At 63.6% G+C, this 22661-nt stretch carries 16 protein-coding genes; 7 read left to right on the top strand and 9 right to left on the bottom strand.

Going from position 1 to position 22661, the window contains the following annotated elements:
• The first annotated feature begins 4 nt into the window (after nt 1-4).
• From ispG to I6L32_RS19120, 6 genes are all read left to right on the top strand, one after another.
• The gene (gene ispG, locus I6L32_RS19145; RefSeq protein WP_010675049.1) at nt 5-1135 is read left to right on the top strand and encodes a flavodoxin-dependent (E)-4-hydroxy-3-methylbut-2-enyl-diphosphate synthase; all 1131 of its coding nucleotides are present in this window, start codon (nt 5-7) and stop codon (nt 1133-1135) included.
• A gap of 138 nt (nt 1136-1273) precedes the next feature.
• Nucleotides 1274-2551, top strand: coding sequence for a histidine--tRNA ligase (gene hisS, locus I6L32_RS19140; protein ID WP_216944351.1), 1278 nt, complete (start codon nt 1274-1276; stop codon nt 2549-2551).
• A 3-nt stretch (nt 2552-2554) separates the two neighbouring features.
• Complete coding sequence (locus I6L32_RS19135; RefSeq protein ID WP_216944350.1) at nt 2555-3205, top strand: tetratricopeptide repeat protein; 651 nt, start codon at nt 2555-2557, stop codon at nt 3203-3205.
• Nucleotides 3198-4382: an outer membrane protein assembly factor BamB gene (gene bamB / locus I6L32_RS19130; protein WP_039038719.1), complete on the top strand. Its 1185-nt coding sequence runs from the start codon at nt 3198-3200 to the stop codon at nt 4380-4382. The genes I6L32_RS19135 and bamB overlap by 8 nt, the downstream gene beginning before the upstream one ends.
• Before the next feature lie 74 nt (nt 4383-4456).
• Nucleotides 4457-5953: a ribosome biogenesis GTPase Der gene (der, locus tag I6L32_RS19125; RefSeq protein WP_010675045.1), complete on the top strand. Its 1497-nt coding sequence runs from the start codon at nt 4457-4459 to the stop codon at nt 5951-5953.
• Nucleotides 5954-6076: 123 nt separating this feature from the next.
• The gene (locus I6L32_RS19120) at nt 6077-6307 is read left to right on the top strand and encodes a zinc ribbon domain-containing protein (protein ID WP_039038718.1); all 231 of its coding nucleotides are present in this window, start codon (nt 6077-6079) and stop codon (nt 6305-6307) included.
• Nucleotides 6308-6629: 322 nt separating this feature from the next.
• Here I6L32_RS19120 and mltF read toward each other — a convergent pair whose 3' ends face one another.
• A complete protein-coding gene (mltF, locus tag I6L32_RS19115) occupies nt 6630-8123 on the bottom strand; it encodes a membrane-bound lytic murein transglycosylase MltF (protein ID WP_198497801.1) in 1494 nt (497 codons plus the stop codon).
• Between the two features lie 149 nt (nt 8124-8272).
• Here mltF and purL point away from each other — a divergent pair, with 149 nt between their 5' ends.
• Entirely contained in the window at nt 8273-12166 is a 3894-nt protein-coding gene (gene purL, locus I6L32_RS19110) for a phosphoribosylformylglycinamidine synthase (protein WP_119197620.1), read from the top strand.
• Between the two features lie 269 nt (nt 12167-12435).
• Here purL and nuoN read toward each other — a convergent pair whose 3' ends face one another.
• From nuoN to nuoG, 8 genes are all read right to left on the bottom strand, one after another.
• Nucleotides 12436-13899 carry an NADH-quinone oxidoreductase subunit NuoN gene (nuoN, locus tag I6L32_RS19105; RefSeq protein WP_113977582.1) on the bottom strand — a complete coding sequence of 488 codons (1464 nt, stop codon included), beginning with the start codon at nt 13897-13899 and terminating at the stop codon, nt 12436-12438.
• A gap of 43 nt (nt 13900-13942) precedes the next feature.
• Entirely contained in the window at nt 13943-15460 is a 1518-nt protein-coding gene (nuoM, locus tag I6L32_RS19100) for an NADH-quinone oxidoreductase subunit M (protein WP_010675038.1), read from the bottom strand.
• A gap of 69 nt (nt 15461-15529) precedes the next feature.
• Nucleotides 15530-17377, bottom strand: coding sequence for an NADH-quinone oxidoreductase subunit L (gene nuoL, locus I6L32_RS19095; RefSeq protein ID WP_103260275.1), 1848 nt, complete (start codon nt 17375-17377; stop codon nt 15530-15532).
• The gene (gene nuoK / locus I6L32_RS19090) at nt 17374-17682 is read right to left on the bottom strand and encodes an NADH-quinone oxidoreductase subunit NuoK (RefSeq protein WP_010675036.1); all 309 of its coding nucleotides are present in this window, start codon (nt 17680-17682) and stop codon (nt 17374-17376) included. Before nuoK ends, nuoL begins: the two co-directional genes overlap by 4 nt.
• Nucleotides 17683-17761: 79 nt before the next feature.
• Nucleotides 17762-18301, bottom strand: coding sequence for an NADH-quinone oxidoreductase subunit J (gene nuoJ, locus I6L32_RS19085; RefSeq protein ID WP_069651388.1), 540 nt, complete (start codon nt 18299-18301; stop codon nt 17762-17764).
• A gap of 9 nt (nt 18302-18310) precedes the next feature.
• Nucleotides 18311-18853 (bottom strand): NADH-quinone oxidoreductase subunit NuoI, encoded by a 543-nt coding sequence (gene nuoI / locus I6L32_RS19080; protein ID WP_010675034.1) that lies wholly within the window; start codon nt 18851-18853, stop codon nt 18311-18313.
• A gap of 90 nt (nt 18854-18943) precedes the next feature.
• On the bottom strand, nt 18944-19909 hold the full coding sequence (nuoH, locus tag I6L32_RS19075; RefSeq protein ID WP_010675033.1) for an NADH-quinone oxidoreductase subunit NuoH: 966 nt from the start codon (nt 19907-19909) through the stop codon (nt 18944-18946).
• The gene (nuoG, locus tag I6L32_RS19070; protein WP_216944349.1) at nt 19906-22635 is read right to left on the bottom strand and encodes an NADH-quinone oxidoreductase subunit NuoG; all 2730 of its coding nucleotides are present in this window, start codon (nt 22633-22635) and stop codon (nt 19906-19908) included. Before nuoG ends, nuoH begins: the two co-directional genes overlap by 4 nt.
• Nucleotides 22636-22661: the final 26 nt, after the last annotated feature.

Raw genomic sequence — 22661 nt, 5'->3', positions numbered from 1 at the left:
CGCCATGTCTGTTCACGAAAAGCCCGCACACGAATCACCCATCGTTCGTCGCAAATCCAGACAGATCATGGTCGGCAACGTGCCGGTTGGGGGCGATGCCCCCATCACGGTACAGACCATGACCAACACCAAGACCACGGACGTGGCCGCTACCGTCGAGCAGATCCAGCGGATCGAGCGGGTCGGCGCCGACATCGTCCGGGTCTCCGTCCCCACCATGGAGGCGGCGGAAGCGTTCAAGCTCATCAAGCAGCAGACCCGCATCCCCATCGTGGCCGACATCCACTTCGACTACCGCATCGCCCTCAAAGTGGCCGAGTACGGGGCCGACTGCCTGCGCATCAACCCGGGCAACATCGGCAACGAGGAGCGGGTGCGCGCCGTGGTGGACTGTGCCCGTCACTACAACATCCCCATCCGCATCGGCGTCAACGGCGGTTCCCTTGAGCGTGATCTCCAGGAGAAATACGGCGAGCCGACCCCGGAGGCGCTGCTGGAGTCCGCCATGCGCCACGTGGATTACCTGGATCGCCTCGACTTCCAGAACTTCAAAGTGAGCGTCAAGGCGTCCGATGTCTTCCTGGCGGTCGGAGCCTATCGCCTGCTGGCCAAGCAGATCGATCAACCCCTGCATCTGGGCATCACGGAAGCGGGCGGTTTTCGCGCCGGCGCGGTCAAGTCCGCCATCGGCCTTGGCATGTTGCTGAGCGAAGGGATTGGCGACACCCTGCGCATCTCCCTGGCCGCCGATCCGGTGGAAGAGGTGAAGGTGGGCTTCGACATCCTCAAATCCCTGCGCATCCGTTCCCGCGGCATCAACTTCATCGCCTGTCCCTCCTGCTCCCGTCAGGAGTTCGACGTCATCGGCACGGTCAATGCCCTGGAAGAGCGGCTCGAAGACATCATCACCCCGATGGATGTCTCCATCATCGGCTGTGTGGTGAACGGTCCGGGGGAGGCGCTGGTTTCCGATCTCGGCCTTGCGGGCGCCGCCAACAAGAGTGCCTTCTACGAGGGGGGCCAGCGGGTCGACCGGCTCGACAACAAGGATTTGATCCCGACCCTGGAGCGTCGCATCCGTGCCCGGGCCGCCATGCTGGATCCGGCCAACCAGATCCAGGTGGACAAAGGTTGAACCATGACGGGGCCACCTGGGGTGGCCCCGGCTTTAGGTTGTTGATTTTACATCCCGCATCCGGGCACCCGATTTTACCTCGGGGTCGAAAATCCCTATAATGCGGCCAAATTTTACCTCTTTTTCTCGAGTATCAACGTGGCAAAACAGATCCAAGCTATTCGCGGTATGAATGATTGCCTGCCGGAGCAGAGCCCGGTATGGCAGAAAGTAGAACAGATCCTGCGCCAGGTCGTGGCCAGCTATGGCTACAGCGAAGTGCGCATGCCCATCGTCGAGCAGACCCATCTGTTCAAGCGTGCCATCGGTGAAGTGACCGACGTGGTCGAAAAAGAGATGTACACCTTTGAAGACCGCAACGGCGACAGCCTGAGCCTGCGTCCGGAAGGGACCGCCAGTTGCGTGCGTGCCGGCATCGAGCACGGTCTGCTTTACAACCAGGAACGCCGGATGTGGTACATGGGCCCCATGTTCCGCCACGAGCGTCCCCAGAAGGGCCGTTATCGCCAGTTCCACCAGTTCGGGGTCGAGCTGTTCGGCATCAACGGGCCGGACATCGATGCCGAGCTCATCATGCTGACCCACCGCCTGTGGCGTCTGTTCGGCATCGGCGATCACGTGACCCTGCAGCTCAACACCCTCGGTCAGAGCAGCGAACGTGCCGCCTATCGCGATGCCCTGGTCGCCTATCTGGAACAGTACAAGAGCGAGCTGGACGAAGAGAGCCAGCGCCGCATGTACAGCAACCCCCTGCGGGTGCTCGACTCCAAGGACGAAAAAGTGCAGGCCATCCTGGTGGGTGCCCCCCGTCTGTTCGACCACCTGGGCGAAGAGAGCCTGGCTCACTTCGAAGGGCTCAAGCGCCTGCTCACGGCGGCCGGCATGCAGTTCGAGGTGAACGAGCGTCTGGTGCGCGGCCTCGACTACTACAACCTGACCGTGTTCGAGTGGGTGACCAACAGCCTGGGGGCCCAGGGCACCGTCTGTGCCGGTGGTCGCTACGACGGCCTGGTGGAGCAGCTCGGTGGCCAGCCGACCCCGGCGGTGGGTTTCGCCATGGGCATGGAGCGTCTGGTACTGATGCTTGAAACCCTCGAACTCAATGCTGACATCCGCCCGGCGGTGGATGTCTATCTCTGCATGGTGGGTGAGGGGACCGAGCAGGCTGGCTTTGCCCTGGCAGAGCGCCTGCGCGATGCCCTGCCGGACTTGCGCCTCATGAGTCACTGCGGCGGCGGCAATTTCAAGAAACAACTCAAGCGTGCCGACAAGAGCGGCGCGGCCATTGCCCTGATCCTTGGGGAGACCGAGGTGCAAAGCGGGGAGATCACCATCAAATATCTGCGTGGCCAGGCCGAGCAACAGACCGTCTCGGTCGATGCCGCCATCGCCCTGCTGGCAGCGAAAGGAGAGTAAGCTGTGGAAGTGTATACCACTGAAGAACAACAGGTTGAGGTCATCAAGAACTGGTGGAAAGAGAACGGCACCTCGGTGATCGCCGGGACCGTGATCGGTCTGGTCGGCCTCTTTGGCTGGCGCTACTACAACGAGATGCAGCAGAACAGCCAGGAAGCCGCCTCCCAGGCTTACAACGAGATGACCGTCCAGCTCGCCAAGGGGGACGACGCCGCCCTGGAGCAGGCAAAGAGCTTCATTACCGCTCACAAGGGTGACGCCTATGCCGAGCTGGCCGCTCTGCAACTGGCTGCGGCCGCCGTCAAGGCGGGCAAGCTGGATCTGGCTGCCGAACAGCTGACCCAGGTGGCCGCCAGTGGCGACGACAGCATCAAGCCCATCGCCGCCCTGCGTCTGGCCCGGGTCCTGAGCGATCAGGGCAAGGCAGACGAGGCCCTGGCCCAGCTTGGCAAGATCAACAACGACGCCTTCAAGGCCCAGGTGGCGGAAGTGCGCGGCGATATCCTGCAAAAGCAGGGCAAGGCCGAAGAGGCGCGCGATGCCTATCAGGCGGCGGCGGATGCCGGCGGCCTGCAGAGCAGCGCCGAACTCAAGCTGAAAATGGATGATCTGGCGCTGCCAGCCGTCACTGCGGGCGAGGCTCCGGATGCGTAATCTGTACAAGCGAATGGCGCTGGGGGTGGCTGTCTCCTTCGCCTTGCAGGGCTGCTCCCTGTTCAGTTCGGAAGAAGATCTCAACCCCATGGCACCCCTGCCCAAGGTCGAGTCCGCGTTCACTGCCGATACCGCCTGGTCCTCCTCGGTCGGGGATGGCATCGGCAACTTCTACTCCCAGCTCAAGCCGGTGGTGGAAGAGGACCGCATCTATGCAGCGGCCCGCGATGGCGATGTGACCGCCTTCGAGCGCGAGAGCGGCAAGGAGCTGTGGAGCGTGGATCTGGCAGATCTGCCCATCAACGCCGACAAGCGCAGTGCCCGTCTCTCCGGTGGCCTGGTCTCCCGCTACGGCAAGCTGTTCCTCGGGTCCGAAAACGGGGTGGTCTACGCCCTGAACGAGGCCAACGGTGAAGTGCTGTGGCAGACCACGGTGCCGGGTGAAGTGGTGGCGAGCCCCGCCGTCGAGGATGGCCGCGTGGTGGTGCTGACCACCTCCGGTCGCCTGGTGGCGCTCGATACCGACGAGGGCAAGCTGCAGTGGACCCTGTCCGAAGAGCAGCCGCCCCTGACCCTGCGCAGTGCCGGCGCCCCCATCATCACCAACGGTGCCGTCATCTATGGCCGCGCCGATGGCAAGGTGGGTATCGCCCTGCTGAGCAACGGCCAGCCGGTGCGTCAATCCAAGGTGGCTGACCCGCGCGGCGCCACCGAACTGGATCGGATGGTGGACGTCGATGCCAGCCCGCTGATTGCCGGTGATGAGCTCTACGCCATCGCCTACAACGGCCAGTTGATGGCGCGTAAGCTGATGAGCGGTGACGAAGTGTGGAAGCGCAAGTATTCCGGTTATCGCGACATGGCGGTGACCGGCAATGCCATCGTGCTGACCGACAGCCGCAGCCATCTGTTTGCGGTCGATCGTCGCAACGGTCTCGAGCTGTGGTCCAACACCCAGCTGGAAAACCGCACTGTGACCGCCCCCGTCATCCTGGGTGACTATGTGGTGGTCGGCGATGTGGAAGGTTACCTGTATTGGCTGGACCGTACCGACGGGACCATCAAGGCCATGCAGCAGCTCGACAGCAGTGGTCTCTATGCCGCTCCGCTGGTGGAGGGTGACACCCTGTATGTGCAGAGCCGTGACGGCAAGTTGTACGCCCTCAAGCGTCCTTGATCGTCCGATAATGTGAATATCCGGCTCCTGGTCTTCGGACCCGGAGCCTTTGTCGTCTTGAGAATGAGGCTTTTATGACTCCTGTAGTTGCCCTGGTGGGCCGCCCCAACGTGGGGAAATCCACCCTGTTTAACCGCCTGACCCGTACCCGGGATGCCCTGGTTGCCGACTTCCCCGGCCTGACCCGGGACCGCAAATATGGCCAGGCGAAGCTGGGCGAGCTGGAATTTATCGTGGTCGATACCGGCGGTATCGATGGCACCGAGGAGGGGATCGAGCTGAAGATGGCCGAGCAGTCCCTGCTGGCCATCGAAGAGGCCGATGTGGTGCTCTTCATGGTGGATGCCCGTGCCGGTCTCACCGCGGCGGATCAGGCCATCGCCGAGCACCTGCGCAAGACCCACAAGAAGGTGTTTCTGGTGGCCAACAAGACCGACGGCATCGACGGTGACTCCGCGGTGTCCGAGTTCTACGGTCTGGCCCTGGGCGAGGTCTACCAGATGGCGGCCGCCCACGGCCGTGGCGTACTGAGCCTGCTGGAGCTGGCCCTGGCCCCTCACCTCGAGACCCTGGTCGGCTCTGCCACCGAGGCACAAGAGGAAGAGGAGCTGGAGGAGTTCGACGAAGAGGCCCTGCTGCGCATGGTGGCTGCCGGTGAGCTCGACACCCGGGAAGACACCAAGGAGACGCCGTTCGCCGACCTGCCCATCAAGTTCGCCATCGTCGGTCGTCCCAACGTCGGCAAGTCGACCCTGACCAACCGCATGCTGGGTGAAGATCGGGTCATCGTCTACGACATGCCGGGTACTACCCGCGACTCCGTCTACATCCCCATGGAGCGCGACGATCAGAAATACGTGGTCATCGACACCGCCGGCGTGCGTCGCCGTGGCAAGGTGCACGAGACGGTGGAGAAGTTCTCCGTCATCAAGACGCTCAAGGCGATTGAAGATGCCAACGTCTGCCTGCTGGTCATTGACGCCCGGGAGACCATCACGGATCAGGACTTGAGCATCCTCGGCTTCGTGCTCAACAGCGGCCGCTCCGTGGTACTGGTGGTCAACAAGTGGGACGGCCTGGATCAGAAGGTGAAAGAGGACGTCAAGAACGAGCTGGACAGACGTCTGGGATTCATCGACTTCGCCCGGGTGCACTTCATCTCCGCCCTGCACGGCAGCGGCGTTGGTCACCTGTTCGAATCCATCAACGAGGCTTACGAGTCCGCGACCCGCCGCACCAGCACCGCCATGCTGACCCGCATCATGCAGATGGCCCAGGAAGATCACCAGCCGCCCATGGTGAATGGTCGCCGGGTCAAGCTGAAGTATGCCCACGCCGGTGGTTACAACCCACCGCGCATCGTGATCCACGGCAACCAGCTCAACGACCTGCCGGACTCCTACAAGCGCTACCTCATCAACTACTTCCGCAAGTCGTTGAAGATCATGGGGACCCCGATCCGGGTGGAGTTCCAGGAGTCGGTCAACCCGTTCGAGGGCAAGAAGAACACCCTGACCCTGAGCCAGGAGCGCCAGCGCAAGCGCCTGCTCAAGGCCAAAGCGAAGAAATAAAGCCCTGCGGCTGCCCTTACCGGCAGCCGTTTTTCTTGGTGGCCCTCTTCAGGGCAGACAAACCGGGGGAGGGGCTGCGGGTAATGCCGGTGCACAGTGACCTAAAGAGGAGTCGAGAAGAGAATGAACACGCTGACCTGCCCTGCCTGTCAGGGCGAACTGGACAGCCGCAGCCGCGAGACGACGTGTGGCCAGTGTCAGGCCCGTTATCGCATCCGGGCCCTGTGTCCTGCCTGCGGGCAGGAGCTGGAACGGCTTCGGGCTTGCGGCGCGGTGGATTATTTTTGCAACCACTGCAACACCCTGGTCTCCAAGCGCACCGTTCTGTTTGAAGCGCAGCCTGACAAGGCATAAAAAAACCCGGCTGATGCCGGGTTTATACTGTGTGCTCCGCTATCAGCAGCGTGAAGGAGCGGTTTCTGTGCCAGATCTTGCGTTTCATGTCGGCCAGCTTGAGCTTGCGTCTCGGGCTCCAGGCACATTTGGTTTTTCGGGCCAACATGGCTCTTCTGCGTGCTCGCATCCTGTTCTCCTCCCTGGTCTTGCGTGGGGTCGAAAGGGCCCTTGGCAGGAACTGCAACGCAATGAATACATTGCAATAAGTTCGCTCCAGCGCCCCTCGTATACCCAAGGATGGTAACAGAGAACAGGGCAGGAAAACACACCCCCGGCGAGGCTAGGGGGTGATGATCTGTTTGACCACTTCGGCGATGATGGCCGGACGCTGCGCTTGCACGTCCGGCTCGCTGCTGTCGTCCTCGTCCAGCTCCTCCCGACGATGGGCCTTCTGCTGTTCGTTGTCGAGCCAGAGCAGGCTCTGGTAGTACTGGCGCACGTTGTTGACATAGTTGCGCGCCTCGCCGCCACGGGCATAGCCATAGCGTACCTTGCGATGCCAGCGTGACTGCTGCAGCAGCGGCAACACCTCTTTCACGTCGCTCCAGGCGTCCGGGTTCTTGCCCAGCTCCTTGGTCAGGCGGCGGGCATCCATCATGTGGCCGTAGCCGATGTTGTAGGCGGTGAGGGCAAACCACACTTTCTCGTCCGCCGGGACCGAGTCGGGCACCTTCGCCATCATCTCCTGTAGGTAGCGGGCGCCCCCCTTGATGCTCTCTTCCGGGTGGGTGCGATCGTTTACCCCCATCGCCTTGGCGGTCGGGCCGGTGAGCATCATCATGCCGCGCACCCCGGTGTAGGAGCGAGCCTGGGGATCCCAGTGGGATTCCTGATAGCTGATGGCGGCCAGCAGCCGCCAGTCGATATCCTTGGCGTGGGTCTGGAACAGCGCCTGGTACTTGGGCAGCAGGCTCTTGGCCCGTTGCAGGAAGGTACGGGTGTCGACGAAGTCGAAGTTCTGCACGTGGCCGAAGTACTTCTCGTCGAGCTTGGCGATGGCGCCATCCATGAAGCGTTGACCGAAGAAGTCGATGATGCTGGCATAGAGGCTGTCGTCCGGCAGCTTGGTCATGGCCCAGGCCACGGTCTGCTTGCTGGCGAGGGTCAAGCCTTCGGTGAGTTCGGGGTAGTAGCGCTGGGTACGGGCCAGTATGGTGTCCTGCACCACCGTGTAGTCCACCTTGCCGTCGGCCACCTGCTTGAGCAGCTCTTCCACGTCCGCATCCCGATTGGTGCTCCACTTCAGGTTGGGGTACTGCTTGGCCAGCTCCTTCATCAGGTCCTCGCCGGTGGAGCCCGCCGGCACCACTATGCTGCCCTTGATGTCACCGAGGTTCTTGGGCCTGGGGGAGCCGTTGCGATAGACCAGCTTGGGGGAGACCTGGTAGAAGCCGGGGCCGAAGCGGAACAGCTTGCGCCGCTCCGGGGTCACGACGATGGCGGCGGCGGCGAGATCCAGCTTGCCCTTTTGCAGTTGCTCGACCAGCTCGGCGGTGCTGTAGGCCGGTACTATGGTCAGCTTGACCCCCAGCCAGTCGGCGTAAAGCTGCGCCAGCTCGTAGTCGAACCCCAGTGCGGTGTCGTCACGCTGGTAATAGGAAGTGGGGCCATAGAGGGTGCCAACCCGGATCTCGCCTCGCTGGCGGATCTGCTCCAGTTGGCTGGAGGGGTGGTAGAAGTCGCAACCGGCCAGGGCCAGCGTCAACATCATCCCGATGAACAGTCGAAAAATGCAGCGCAAGTAGGTGAGTACCCTTGTTGAAAAAAACGGCATTTGTCAAAAAAGAGGCACCTTTATACCAGAGAGTATGAAGGGAGTCACACCGCGCGAGATGAGAAAAACGTTTGTTCAGGATGGGCCTGATCCCTATAATACGCGCGTCTCAAATCCCCCCACACTCTAAAACTTGGTGAGAAAGGTATATGGAAATCTTGCGTGGTGCCCCAGCACTGTCTGAGTTTCGTGTCCACAAGCTGCTGCAGAGCTGCGCACAGAGAGGAGTAGAGATAGCAAGCGTCTATGCGGAATACGTGCATTTTGCCGAGCTGACGAGCCCGCTGTCGCCCCCCGAGCGAGCGACCTTGGGCCAGCTTCTGCGCTACGGCCCGACCATCCCGGAACACACCCCCAGCGGTCAGCTGTTCCTCGTTACCCCCCGCCCCGGCACTATCTCCCCCTGGTCTTCCAAAGCAACCGACATCGCCCACAACTGCGGCCTGAAACAGGTCAAGCGGCTGGAGCGCGGCATTGCCTATTACGTGCAGGCCAAGGGTGAGCTGAGCGTGGCCCAGCGTAGCGAGATCGCGGCCCTGCTGCACGATCGCATGATGGAAGTGGTCTTTGCCGAGATGAACGAGGCCGCCGCCCTGTTTGCTCACCACGAGCCGCGCCCCTTTACCCAGGTAGATGTGCTGGGTGGTGGTCGCGCCGCCCTGGAAGAGGCCAACGTGACCCTGGGTCTGGCCCTGGCCGATGACGAAATAGATTACCTGGTGACCAACTTCACCCGGCTGGGTCGCAATCCCAACGACATCGAGCTCTACATGTTTGCCCAGGCGAACTCCGAGCACTGCCGTCACAAGATCTTCAACGCCGACTGGACCATCGACGGCGAACAGCAGCCCAAGTCGCTGTTCAAGATGATCAAGAACACCTTCGAGCAGACGCCGGACCATGTCCTGTCTGCCTACAAAGACAACGCCGCGGTGATGGAAGGCAGCCAGGGTGGCCGCTTCTTCCCGAGCCCCGCCAACGGTGAGTACCAGTATCACCAGGAGCGCGTCGACATCCTGATGAAGGTGGAGACCCACAACCACCCGACCGCCATCTCTCCCTTCCCGGGTGCCGCCACCGGCTCCGGCGGCGAAATCCGCGACGAGGGTGCGACAGGCCGTGGCGCCAAGCCCAAGGCGGGCCTGGTGGGCTTCTCCGTCTCCAACCTGCGCATCCCCGGTTTCGAGCAGCCCTGGGAGCAGGACTTCGGCAAGCCGAGCCGCATCGTCAGTGCCTTTGACATCATGCAGGAAGGGCCCCTTGGCGGCGCCGCCTTCAACAACGAATTCGGTCGCCCTGCCATCCTGGGTTACTTCCGTACCTTCGAAGAGCAGGTGCCGAGCCACAACGGCGTCGAGGTGCGCGGCTACCACAAGCCCATCATGCTGGCGGGTGGCATCGGCAACATCCGCAGCGAGCACGTCCAGAAAGGGGAGATCCCGGTGGGGGCGGCCCTCATCGTGCTGGGTGGTCCGGCCATGAACATCGGCCTGGGTGGCGGCGCAGCCTCCTCCATGGCTTCCGGCCAGTCTGCCGAAGATCTCGATTTCGCCTCCGTGCAGCGTGACAACCCCGAGATGGAACGTCGCTGCCAGGAAGTGATCGACCGCTGCTGGCAACTGGGTGACGACAACCCCATCGTCTTCATCCACGACGTGGGCGCCGGTGGTCTCTCCAACGCCATGCCGGAGCTGGTGAGCGACGGGGAGCGCGGTGGTCGCTTCGACTTGCGTGCCATTCCGAACGACGAGCCGGGCATGAGCCCGCTGGAAGTCTGGTGCAACGAATCCCAGGAGCGCTATGTGCTGGCCGTGGCCCAGGACAAGCTGCCTCTGTTCAAGGCCCTGTGCGAGCGCGAACGCGCCCCCTATGCCGTCATCGGCACCGCCACCGAAGAGAAGCATCTCACTCTCTCTGATGATCACTTTGACAACCAGCCCATCGATCTGCCGCTGGACGTGCTGCTTGGCAAGGCGCCCAAGATGCACCGCGACGTGCAGAGCCTGCCCGCCCAGGGCAAGGCGCTGCAACTGGACGGCATCACCCTCAGCGACGCCGCCGAGCGCGTGCTGCGCTTGCCGACCGTGGCGGAGAAGTCCTTCCTCATCACCATCGGCGATCGCACCGTAACGGGCCTCGTCAACCGCGACCAGATGGTCGGCCCCTGGCAGATCCCGGTGGCTGACTGCGCCGTCACCGCCGCCACCTACGACAGCTACCACGGTGAAGCCATGTCCATGGGCGAGCGCACCCCGGTGGCGCTGCTCTCTCATGCCGCCTCCGCCCGCATGGCGGTGGCCGAGGCCCTGACCAACCTGGCACCGGCCAATATCGGCTCTCTCAAGCGGGTCAAGCTCTCCGCCAACTGGATGTCTGCCGCCGGCCACCCGGGGGAAGATGCGGGTCTCTACGAAGCCGTGAAAGCGGTGGGCGAAGAGCTCTGCCCGGCCCTTGGCATCACCATCCCGGTGGGCAAGGACTCCATGTCCATGAAGACCCGCTGGCAGCAGGACGGCGAGGAGCGCAGCGTGACCTCGCCGCTCTCCCTGCTCATCTCCGCGTTTGCCCGGGTCGAGGACGTGCGCAATACCGTGACCCCGCAACTGCGCACCGATCTCGGTGAGACCGACCTTATCCTCATCGACCTTGGCAACGGCAAGCAGCGCCTTGGTGCCTCGGCCCTGGCCCAGGTTTATCGCCAGCTTGGGCAAAGCGCCCCGGATCTGGACAACCCGGTCCAGCTAAAAGGCTTCTTCAACGCCATCCAGGCGCTGGTGGCGGATCGCAAGCTGATTGCCTACCACGACCGCTCCGACGGCGGCCTCTTCGTCACCCTGACCGAGATGGCGTTTGCCGGTCACTGCGGCCTCGACATCCAGCTCGATCGCGTGGGTGGCGACCTGCTGCCGGCCCTGTTCAACGAGGAGCTGGGGGCCGTCATCCAGGTTCGTCGCGAAGACAAGGAAGCGGTGCTGACCCTGCTGGCCGGTCACGGTCTGGCAGCCTGCTCCCATGTGCTGGGCACGGTGCGCGAAGACGACCTCATCCTGTTCCAGCGTGCCGGCAGCGAGGTGTATCGCGCCAGCCGCACCGCCCTTCGCACCATCTGGGGCGAGACCAGCTGGCAGATGCAGCGCCTGCGTGACAACCCGGAGTGCGCCGATCAGGAGCATGCCGCCCGCCAGGACGCCACCGATCCGGGTCTGCAGGCCAGGCTCACCTACAACCCGTCCGACGACGTGGCCGCGCCCTATATCGCTCGCGGGGTTTCTCCCCGTCTGGCGGTGCTGCGCGAGCAGGGGGTCAACTCCCACGTGGAGATGGCGGCCGCCTTTGACCGCGCCGGCTTCACCGCTGTCGACGTGCACATGAGCGACATCCTCGAGGGGCGCATCAAGCTGGAAGATTTCCAGACCCTGGTGGCCTGTGGCGGCTTCTCCTACGGCGACGTGCTGGGTGCTGGGGAAGGCTGGGCCAAGTCCATCCTGTTCAACGACAACGCCCGTGAGCAGTTCCAGCGCTTCTTCGAGCGCGGCGATACCCTCTCCCTGGGGGTGTGCAACGGCTGCCAGATGATGTCCAACCTGCGCGACCTCATCCCGGGGGCCGATCTCTGGCCGCGCTTCGTGCGCAACCGCTCCGAGCGCTTCGAGGCGCGCTTCAGTCTGGTGAAAGTGCAGGACTCCCCGTCCGCCTTCTTCGCCGGGATGGCTGGCTCCGTGATGCCGATTGCCGTCTCCCACGGGGAAGGGCGCGTGGAAGTGCGCGATGCCGCTCACCTGGCTGCGCTGCAACAGAGCGGTCTGGTGGGGCTGCGTTTCGTGGACAACCGCGGCAACGTCACCGTGCAATACCCGGCCAACCCCAATGGCTCCCCTGACGGTATCACCGCGGTGACCAGTGCGGACGGCCGCGCCACCATCATGATGCCGCACCCGGAGCGGGTGTTCCGCACCGTGGCCAACTCCTGGCACCCGGACAACTGGGGAGAGGATGGCGCCTGGATGCGCATGTTCCGCAATGCTCGGGTTCGCCTGGGTTAAGCGCCAGCAAGAAACCAAAAACCGGCCCCAGTGGCCGGTTTTTTTATGGGCATGTGTCTGAGAATGGGGAGGGCAGGAGGAGGCGAGCACGATGGGGGCAAGGCCATCTTCAGCTCGCTGCTCCGCCAGCTGCTTGCTGGAGGATATGGCATGGATTGAGAGGACCGATCTGGTATCGCCTGCCAGACGGGCAAGCCGGACCGGGCCTTGGCGGACATAAAAAACCGGCCACGGAGGCCGGTTTCGCTGTGTGAACTGTGAACCTGAGGCTAGCGCAGCACCACGTGCTGGAAGCCCTGTACCAGACTGATGACGGGCTGGGGGTAGATGCCGAGCAATACCACCAGAATGGCTGAGAGCAGCACCACCAGGCCCCCGGAGGAGAAGGCCCAGTCGGCCCTGGCATCGCGCAGTTGCATGCCGGGTTCACGCAGGTAGAGGGTGACCATGACCCGCAGGTAGTAGTAGAGCCCCAGGGCACTGCCGAGCACGATGGCGCCACTGAGCCACCACAGCTTGGCATCGACGGTGACGCCGATGAGGTAGAACTTGCCGATGAAGCCCAGCGTCATGGGGATACCGGCCAGCGAGAGCATCATCACCGTCATCACCGCCGTCAGATAGGGGCGCTTCCAGAACAGACCGCGATAGCTGTGCAGGGAGTCCGCATCCTTGCCGCGATAGGGGCTGGACATCATGCTGATGACGCCGAAGGCCCCCAGGCTGGTGAACAGGTACATCAGCAGGTAGACACCCGCCGCTTCCACCGGCATCTCGCCGAGGCGGCTTGCCACCACCACCGCCAGCAGATAGCCGAAGTGGGAGATGGAGGAGTAACCCATCATCCGCTTGATGTTGGTCTGGATCAGCGCCAGGAGGTTGCCGACCACGATGGAGACGACCGCCATGGCCGCCAGCAGCCAGTGGATCATGGGATCCGAGGTGGCGGGTACTGCCAGGTAGAAGCGCAGCAGCACGCAGAACACGGCTATCTTGCTGACGGTGGCGAGGAAGGTGGCCACCGGTGCCGGCGCCCCTTCATAGACGTCCGGGGTCCAGAGGTGGAAGGGGGCGAGGGACAGCTTGAACGCAAAGCCGACCAGCATCAGGCCAAAGCCCCCCATCAGCAGCGGATGGTGAGCCGGGCTCTGGGCCAGGGTCACACCGAGATCGCTGAAGCTCAGGCTTCCGGCCTGGGCGTAGAGCAGTGCCATGCCGAACAGCAGGAAGGCGGTGGCACTGGCGGAGAGCACCATGTACTTGATGCTGGCTTCCAGCGAGTGCCGCTCGCGATAGGCATACCCCACCAGACCGAACATGGGCAGGGTCAGCATCTCGATCCCGATGAAGAGCGAGGCGAGGTGACGGGAGGCCGCCAGCACCAGACCACCGGCGGTGGCGATGAGCAGCAGCAGGTAGAACTCTTCCCGGTTGTCCGGATAGCCCTTGAGCCAGGTGCGACCGAAGGTGCAGGTGGCCAGGGCCCCGATGAGCACCAGCCCCATGTAGAAGACCGCGTAAGCGTCCACTTGCAGCAGGGGAGTGACCCCCTGATCCCCCTGGGCCATCACGATGGGCAGGGAGAAGAGCGCGAGGTTGAGGCCGATGATGGTGACCACGAAGGCGGTGTCGTCACAGCGCTTCCAGGCGATGGCCAGCATCAGGGCCACCATGGCCCCCGTGGTCAGCAACAGGGGCAGCAGGGCCAGCAGTTGAGAAACAGTAAACGTCATGACAGTGCTCCCGACATGGACAAGGAAGGCGAAAGAGAAAGCATCATTGCAGCGCCCCCGTGCCCGGCAGCGCGTACCAGTGCAGCACGCTCAGGAGGCTGCTGCTGGCGGTGTCGAGCACCGGCTGGGGATAGAGACCGAGCAGCACCAAGAGGCCGGCGATGGTCAGCATCATGGTCAGTTCCCGGGTATCCAGCCCCTTGAGCATGCTCTCCTCCCGGGGCGTCCCGAAGCAGGCCCGTTGCAGCATGATGAGGGAGTAGACCGAGGCCAGCACCAGCCCGAAGGTGGCGATGACGGTGATGACGGGGGCCACCTGGAAGCTGCCGATGAGGATCAGGAACTCGCCGACGAAGTTGCCGGTCCCCGGCATCCCGAGGGATGCGACGGAGAAGAACAGCATCACGCCGGGCAGGTAGCGCAACCGTCCCCAGAGACCGCCCATCTGGCGCAGATCCCGGGTGTGCAGGCGCTCGTAGAGCTGGCCGCACAGGATGAAGAGGCCGGCGGCCGAGAGCCCGTGGGCAATCATCTGTACCACTGCCCCTTGCAGGGCGAGCTCGCTGCCGGAGTAAATGGCGATCATCACGAAGCCCATGTGGGAGATGCTGGTGTAGGCAACCAGCCGCTTGATATCGGTCTGGGCAAAGGCCAGCAGGGCGCCATAGACGATGCCGATGAGGCCGAGCACCATGGCGTAGGGGGCAAACTCGGCGGACGCCTCGGGGAAAAGCGGCAGAGTGAAGCGCAGCAGGCCGTAGGCCGCGGTTTTCAGCAAGATGCCCGCCAAGTCCACGGAGCCTGCGGTGGGCGCCTGGCTGTGGGCATCAGGGAGCCAGCCATGGAGCGGCACCAGGGGCATCTTGACCGCGAAGGCGATGAAGAAGCCCAGCATCAACAGCCATTGTACCGTGCTGCTCATGGGGGTGTTGAGCAGTTCCTGATAGTTGAAGGTGAAGACACCGGTGGCGGCATGGTGGGTCAGTACCAGGCCCAGGATGGCCACCAGCATGATGAGGCCGCTCGCCTGGGTGTAGATGAAGAACTTGGTGGCGGCGTTGATGCGCGACTTGCCATCGGTGACCGAGTGGCCCCAGAGCGCGATCAGGAAGTACATCGGCACCAGCATCATCTCCCAGAAGAAGAAGAAGAGGAACAGATCCACCGCCATGAAGACGCCGAGCACGCCCCCCAGGATCCACAGCAGGTTGAGGTGGAAGAAGCCGATGCGCTGGACGATCTCCTTCCAGGAACAGAGGATGGCCAGCACGCCGATGAAGCTGGTGAGGATCACCATCAGGAGCGACAGCCCGTCCACGGCAAGGTGCAGGGAGATGCCGAAGCGGGGGATCCAGGGTTGTTGCCACTCGGCTGCCCAGACGGGGAGGCCGGGGTTGGCGAGGGTGAAGTCACCACCGAGCCAGATGGCGCTGGAGAGCACCAGACAGGCGCTCATGGAGGCGAGGGCCACCCAGCGGACAAACTGTCCGCCGAGCCGCTCCATCTGCCAGCAGAGCAAGCCGCCGATGAAGGGAATTAGCAAGATCCAGAGTAAGGTCACGATATCAGCTCTCATCTAGGTTCTAGTCGGGCAGGCGCTGAGCCTGCCACACAATATTGGGCTCATGGATCAGCCGAGCAGCAGCAGGGCCAGGATCAGGGCGGCGCCCATCCCCATGGAGGCTGCGTACCAGCGCAACTTGCCGGAGACGGTCCAGGCCAGCAGCTGATGCCCGCCCTGGGCCAGCACGGCGGGCAGGTTCATCATCCTGTCCAGCGGATCCTTGCCGAGCAGGCGAGTCGCCAGCAGGTAGGGCTTGACCCAAATCAGGTCATAAAGCCAGTCAAAGCCCCAGGCATTGAACCAGAGGGTGGACAGAGCCCGCCCCGGTGCACTCTCGGCGATCCCCTTCGCCAGGCGACGTTCGCCGAGGAAGAGGAAGGCGGCCAGCGCAATGCCTGCCACGGCGATGACGCCGGAGAGGATCTCGAGGCCATGGCGTCCCTCTTCGATGTGATCTCCCGGGCCGGCCGGCAGCACTCCTGCCAGCGGTGGCACGATGAGGGCGCCGACTCCGGTGGAGAGCACCAGCAGCACCAGCAGTGGCAAATGGTGGGCAAGGCCCTGTCCGGCGTGAGCCTGGGTCTGCTCCTTGCCGTGGAAGGCGATGAAGATGAGGCGGAAGGTGTAGAGGGAGGTGAGGAAGGCACCACCCAGACCGGCCCACAGCAGGGCGCTCTGGCCACTGGCCTGCACCTGCCAGAGGATGGCGTCTTTACTGTAGAAACCGGCGGTCACCAGTGGCAGCGCGGCCAGGGCCGAGCCCCCCACCAGGAAGCAGGCGTAGACCAGCGGCAGCGATTTGCGCAGGCCTCCCATCTTGAAGATGTTCTGCTCGTGGTGGGTCGCAACGATGACGGCCCCGGCGGAGAGGAACAAGAGCGCCTTGAAGAAGGCGTGGGTCATCAGGTGGAAGATGGCCCCTTCCCAGGCACCGACCCCCAGGGCCAGGAACATGTAGCCTATCTGGCTCATGGTGGAGTAAGCCAGGATCCGCTTGATGTCGGTCTGCACCAGGGCGGCAAAACCGGCCAGCACCAGGGTGATGGCACCGACCAGCGCCACCAGATGGAGGATCTCGGGAGCCAGCAGGAAGAGGCCGTGGGTGCGGGCGATGAGGTAGACACCGGCGGTCACCATGGTGGCCGCGTGGATCAGCGCCGAGACCGGGGTCGGGCCCGCCATGGCGTCCGCCAGCCAGGTCTGCAGCGGCAGCTGGGCGGATTTGCCGACCGCGCCGCCGAGCAGCATGAGGCAGGCGAACGACAGGGCAGGGGAGCCGTCGGCAAACATCGCAGGGGCTCGCACCAGCAGCTCGTGAATGTTGAGGGTGCCGAGCTCGCGATAGAGCACGAAGAGCCCGATGGCGAGGAAGACGTCGCCGACCCGGGTCACCACGAACGCCTTGAGGGCGGCGGCGCCGTTGTTGCGATCCTTGTAGTAGAAGCCGATCAGCAGGTAGCTGCACAGCCCCACTCCTTCCCAGCCCAGATAGACGAACAACAGGTCATCGGCCAGCACCAGGAACAGCATGCTGGCGATGAAGAGGTTGGTGTAGGTGAAGAAGCGTGAATACCCCTCTTCCCCGCGCATGTACCAGGAGGCGAACAGGTGGATGAAGAAGCCCACCCCGGTCACGACCCCCAGCATGGTCAGCGACAGCCCGTCCAGGGAGAGACGGAAGGCGGGCTGGAACTCGCCCACCGTCATCCACTGCCACAGGGTCTGGGTATAGACGCCGCCTTCCGGCATGGTATTGAGAAAATCGATGCCGACCCACAGGGTAGTGAGGGCCGAGAGACCGATGCTGCCGACACCGATGAGCGCCGAGGTGCGCTCGCCGAGACGGCCGAGGGAGAAGGCCAGCAGCAGCCATCCCAGCAGCGGGAACAGGAAAGTCAGATATAGGAGGCTCATCCGCGCATCTCGCTCACAGTGTCCACGTTCAGGGTGTGGTAACGACGATAGAGCAGCAGTAACAGGGCGAGGCCGATACTGGCCTCCGCTGCCGCCAGAGAAATCACCAGTATGTACATGATCTGGCCGTCAGCCTGGGCCCAGCGGCTACCCGCCACCACGAATGCCAGGGCGGACGCGTTCATCATGATTTCGATACTCATGAGGATAAACAACAGGTTGCGGCGTATCAGCAGGCCGCACAGGCCGATGGCAAACAAAATGGCCGCCAGCAGGAGGCCGTGCTCCATGGGAATTCCACTCATCGCCATGCTCCTTGTGCTTGCTGGATGGAAAGGGGGCAGGCTGCCGGCAGCGAGCCATGCCTCACCACGGGGATGTCGCTCATTGCTGACCTCCTTCCTGTGTGGTGCGAGGCACGGAGAGCACTTCCCCGCTCTTGTCCTCGCGGCCCAGGTGATAGGCGGTGACCAGACCCGCCAGCAGCAGGATGGAGGCGAGCTCCACCGCCAGCACATAGGGGCCGAACAGGGCGATACCGACTTCCTTGGCGCTGACCTCGGTCAGACCCAGTTCACCGCCGGTCACGCCGAGAATGCCGTGGGCCAGAAAGCCCAGCAAAATGAGGGAGAGCAGGGCCGGGCCACCCCAGGTCATGGGGGTGAGCCACTTCTTCTCCTGATCCTGGGCGCTCCCCAGGTTCAGCATCATCACCACGAACACGAACAGCACCATGATGGCGCCGGCGTAGACGATCACCTGCAGGGCCCCCGCAAAGGCGGCGCCCAGGCAGAAGAAGATCATGGCCACGGCGATGAGGGAGATGATGAGATTGAGCAGCGCATGCATGGGGTTGCTGGTGCTGATCACCCGCAGCGTGCTGTAAACGGCGACCAGGGCCGCGACATAGAATGCCAGTTCCATGATTGACTCCTAGGGCAGCAGGCTCTTGACATCGATGGGCTTGGCTTCGTTCTCGGCATCCCCTTTGGGTTTGCCGTCGATGGCCATCCCGCTCATGCGGTAGAAGTTGTAGTCCGGGTATTTGCCGGGGCCGCTTATCAGCAGATCTTCCTTCTCGTACACCAGATCCTGGCGACGATACTCCCCCATCTCGAAATCCGGCGTCAGCTGGATGGCGGTGGTGGGGCAGGCCTCCTCGCACAGGCCGCAGAAGATGCAACGGGAGAAGTTGATGCGAAAGAACTCCGGGTACCAGCGGCCATCTTCCCGCTCCGACTTCTGCAAGGAGATGCAACCGACCGGGCAGGCAACAGCACACAGGTTGCACGCCACGCAGCGTTCGTCGCCATCGGGATCCCGGGTCAGTACGATGCGACCGCGAAAACGGGGGGCGGCGTAGACCGGCTGCTCCGGGTAGCTCAGGGTTTCACGGGGGCGCCAGGCATGGGAGAAGACCATCCCAAGGCTGCGCAACTGGGTGCCAACACCCTTGATAATGCTCGTAATTTTCATAGGTGCCTCACTGCACATTTATCAGCACTGGCGTCTGGGCGTTTCCTTGCCGCAGACGGCCGAATCATCGTCATGTCCATCTCGTTTTGCTCACGCATTCATCAGCACCACGGCAGCGGTGACCAGCATGTTGAGCAGGGTCAGGGGCAGGCACACTTTCCAGCCAAAGGACATCACCTGGTCGAAGCGCGGGCGGGGCAGGGAGGCCCGCAGCAGGATGAAGAACACCATGAAACAGGCGGTCTTCAGGGCGAACCAGATGAAGGGCGGCAGCCAGGGGCCGTGCCAGCCACCGAAGAAGAGGGTCACGATGAGGGAAGAGATCAGCACGATGCCGATGTACTCCCCCACGAAGAAGAGACCCCACTTCATACCCGCGTACTCGATGTGATAGCCGTCGGCGAGCTCCTGCTCGGCCTCCGGCTGGTCAAACGGGTGGCGGTGGGTGACGGCGACCCCGGCAAACAGGAAGGTGACGAAGCCCAGGATCTGGGGGATCACGTTCCACATGCCGGCCTGGGCCTCGACGATGTCACGCAGGTTGAAGCTGCCAGTCTGGATGACGATGCCCATGAGCGAGAGGCCAAGGAACACCTCGTAGGAGAGGGTCTGGGCCGAGGCGCGCAGGCTGCCGAGCAGGGAGTACTTGTTGTTGCTCGACCAGCCTGCGAAGAGCACGGCATAGACCGCCAGCCCGGCGATCGCCAGGATATAGAGCAGCCCCACGTTGAGATCCGCCACGCCCCAGGTGGGGGTGATGGGCACCACCGCAAACGCCAGGATGAAGGCGGTGAAGGCGATGATGGGGGCCAGCACGAAGATCCGGCGATCCGCAAAGGGCGGGATCCAGTCCTCCTTGAAGAACATCTTGACCATGTCGGCGGCCAGTTGCAGCAGGCCGAAGGGGCCAACCCGGTTGGGGCCGTAACGGTCCTGCCACAGTGCCAGCAGGCGGCGCTCGATGAAGCTCATGAAGGCGCCGGCCCCCACGATCCCCACGAGCACGACCAGGGCCTTGCCAACCTCGATCAGCAGATCCATCAGAGAGTCGCTCATGCGATAACCTCCTGAAGGTTATCGATCAGGGCGTGGTGCAGGGCGGTCGGCAGGCCGTTCACCCCGAGTGGCAACCCTGCCAGGCCCGGAGCCAGCGCATCGCTCAGGCGCAGACGCAGGCGCCAGTGGTTGCCACCCCAGGAGAAGGCCACCAGTGCGTCAGGGGACAGTGCCAGGCGCGCGGCATCCGCCGGGTTCAGTACCAGGGTGGGTTCCCCCATGCGAGCCTGGATGACCGGGCTTCTGGCGGAGAGCTCCTCGCCACCGAACAGCTGGTCATAGCTCACCACCTGCAGGGATGCGGCGGGCTGGAAGGGAGCCGGGATGGCACCAAACCAGCCCAGGTTGCCTTCGCCCGGCTCCAGCAGGCGGCGACCGGGATCCCCGGCACGCAGGTTGCCGCCCACCTCGTCCTGGAACTTGTTCCAGGCGGAGGGGGAGTTCCAGCCCGGCGCCCAGGCAAACGGTACCTGGGAGAGGGGCTGGCGGGAACCAGCGTAGCCTTCCATGGAGAAGGCGAACGGCGAATCGGGATCCTGGGCGACTCTGGGCTCGCTCACGTTCTGGTTTGCCAGCATGGAGGTGCGACCACTGTAGCGGTGCGGCTCCCGGGCGAGCTTCATGCCGCGAATGCGCAGGCCGGCGTTGGGTGCAGCTTCACCCATGGTGGTGAGCAGCGGGGCGCTGGCGGCGCAATCGCGACTCACATCGTCGAAGGTGTTCCAGCGAACCGAACGCGGTTGCTGGCTCCCTTGCAGGGCATCCAGCCAGCGCCAGCTCTCGCGCACCTGGATATCGGCGTTGTAGAAGGCGGGAGCATAGACCTGGAAGAAGCGCTGGGCGCGGCCTTCCATGTTGACCAGGGTGCCATCGCCTTCGGCAAAACTGGCGGCAGGTAGCACCAAATCCGCCTTCTTCGCGGTGGCCGTCTCCTGATGGTCGATGACCAGCAGGTGTTGCAGGCGATCCAGAGCGGCGTCCACCCGGCTGCGGGGGGCTCGGCGGTAGAGGTCGTTCTCAAGAACGACCAGGGCAAGTCTCTCTTCCCCTTCCATGCGCTCGAGGGCTGACTCCAGCGGGGCGGCATGCCGGGCCAGCATGGCCAGTCCCAGGCTGTTGGCTTCCTGAGCCACCAGGGCAAGCTCCGCGGCCTGGCCACGGCCCTTGAGGGCGCGGGCGATGTTGCTGGCCGCTTCGATCAGCGCCTCGTTGCGGGCACCATTGCCTGCGATGATGAGGGGCTTTTTGGCGTTACCAAGCAGATCGGCCCATTGGGCGGCGAGGGCCTGCTGTTCGGGGGAGAGAGCCGTTGGTGCCGGTGCACTGGCATCCAGCAGGTGGGCGATGGCAAACCCGAGGCGCGCCTGATCCGCGTAGGGGGCGTGCAGGGTGCTGCTCGCCACGTCATCCAGGCGGGTGGCATCCAGACTGGTGATGAGCAAGGGGTAGCGCTGGTTCTGGGCCAGGGTCTGTACGGCAGCGACCTGCCAGAGATCCACCTTCAACTTGCGGGCAATGTCGCGCCCCTTGCCTTTCACTGCCTGGCGCAGGGCCAGGGCGATGCGGGCGGCGGTCTGGGTGACATCTTCCCCGAGCACCAGCACGGCGTCGGCTTCTTCCATGTCGCGCAGGCTGGGAGTGCGCACGCCGCCGTGCTCCAGAATGTCCAGCATCTTCTGCAGGCATTTCCATTCGCTCTGCTCGACCCCGGAGTAGAAGTTGGCGGCCCCCACCAGTTCGCGCAGGGCGAAGTTGCTCTCCAAGGAGGCGCGGGGTGAGCCGATGCCGATGACGCCGCTGGCGGTGCGCAGCGCATCCGCGGCCCGGTTCAGGGCGCCATCCACCGTGATGGCCAGCTTGTCACTGCCATCCTGCAGCAGGGGCTGGCGCGGGCGGTCGGTCAGATTGACGTGGCCGTAGCCGAAGCGGCCGCGATCGCAGAGGAAATAGTGGTTCAGGGCACCGTGGAAACGGTTCTCGATGCGGCGCAGCTCGCCGTAGCGCTCACCCGGGCTGATGTTGCAGCCGACCGAGCACCCCTGGCAGATGCTGGGGGCGAACTGCATGTCCCACTTGCGGTTGTAACGCTCGGAGTGGGTCTTGTCGGTGAAGACGCCGGTGGGACAGACCTCCACCAGGTTGCCTGAGAATTCGCTCTCCAGAGTGCCATCCTCGACCCGGCCGAAGTAGACGTTGTCGTGGGCGCCATAGACCCCGAGATCCTCGCCACCGGCGTAATCCTTGTAATAGCGCACGCAGCGGTAGCAGGCGATGCAGCGGTTCATCTCGTGGTTGATGAAGGGACCCAGATCCTGATTCTGGTGGGTGCGCTTGGTGAAACGGTAGCGGCGGCTGTTGTGGCCCGTCATCACCGTCATGTCCTGCAGGTGGCAGGCGCCACCCTCTTCGCACACCGGGCAGTCGTGGGGATGGTTGGTCATCTGCCACTCCACCACCGTCTTGCGAAACTCCTTCGCCTCTTCATCCTCGATGGAGATATAGGTGCCATCGGTGGAAGGGGTCATGCAGGACATGACCAGGCGGCCGCGCTTGTCGTCGGCATTCTGATACTGTTTGACCGCGCACTGGCGGCAGGCACCGACGCTACCGAGCGCCGGGTGCCAGCAAAAATAGGGGACGTCCAGACCCAGCGACAGACAGGCTTGCAGCAGGTTGTCTGCCCCGTCTACCTCGTACTCTTTACCGTCTACATGAATGGTTGCCATACAACTTCCCTGAAACCTGTTTTATG

Origin of the sequence: Aeromonas sp. FDAARGOS 1402, from assembly GCF_019046925.1 — a bacterium.
Lineage (GTDB): Bacteria > Pseudomonadota > Gammaproteobacteria > Enterobacterales > Aeromonadaceae > Aeromonas > Aeromonas caviae.
Note: the sequence above shows the minus strand (reverse complement) of the source record. Positions and strands in the feature narration are given on the sequence as shown.

Coding starts and splice junctions, on each gene's coding strand:
- ispG (WP_010675049.1), top strand. CDS start 5: ATGTCTGTTCACGAAAAGCCCGCACACGAATCACCCATCGTTCGTCGC.
- bamB (WP_039038719.1), top strand. CDS start 3,198: ATGCGTAATCTGTACAAGCGAATGGCGCTGGGGGTGGCTGTCTCCTTC.
- der (WP_010675045.1), top strand. CDS start 4,457: ATGACTCCTGTAGTTGCCCTGGTGGGCCGCCCCAACGTGGGGAAATCC.
- I6L32_RS19120 (WP_039038718.1), top strand. CDS start 6,077: ATGAACACGCTGACCTGCCCTGCCTGTCAGGGCGAACTGGACAGCCGC.
- mltF (WP_198497801.1), bottom strand. CDS start 8,123: ATGCCGTTTTTTTCAACAAGGGTACTCACCTACTTGCGCTGCATTTTT.
- purL (WP_119197620.1), top strand. CDS start 8,273: ATGGAAATCTTGCGTGGTGCCCCAGCACTGTCTGAGTTTCGTGTCCAC.
- nuoN (WP_113977582.1), bottom strand. CDS start 13,899: ATGACGTTTACTGTTTCTCAACTGCTGGCCCTGCTGCCCCTGTTGCTG.
- nuoL (WP_103260275.1), bottom strand. CDS start 17,377: ATGAGCCTCCTATATCTGACTTTCCTGTTCCCGCTGCTGGGATGGCTG.
- nuoK (WP_010675036.1), bottom strand. CDS start 17,682: ATGAGTGGAATTCCCATGGAGCACGGCCTCCTGCTGGCGGCCATTTTG.
- nuoJ (WP_069651388.1), bottom strand. CDS start 18,301: ATGGAACTGGCATTCTATGTCGCGGCCCTGGTCGCCGTTTACAGCACG.
- nuoI (WP_010675034.1), bottom strand. CDS start 18,853: ATGAAAATTACGAGCATTATCAAGGGTGTTGGCACCCAGTTGCGCAGC.
- nuoH (WP_010675033.1), bottom strand. CDS start 19,909: ATGAGCGACTCTCTGATGGATCTGCTGATCGAGGTTGGCAAGGCCCTG.
- nuoG (WP_216944349.1), bottom strand. CDS start 22,635: ATGGCAACCATTCATGTAGACGGTAAAGAGTACGAGGTAGACGGGGCA.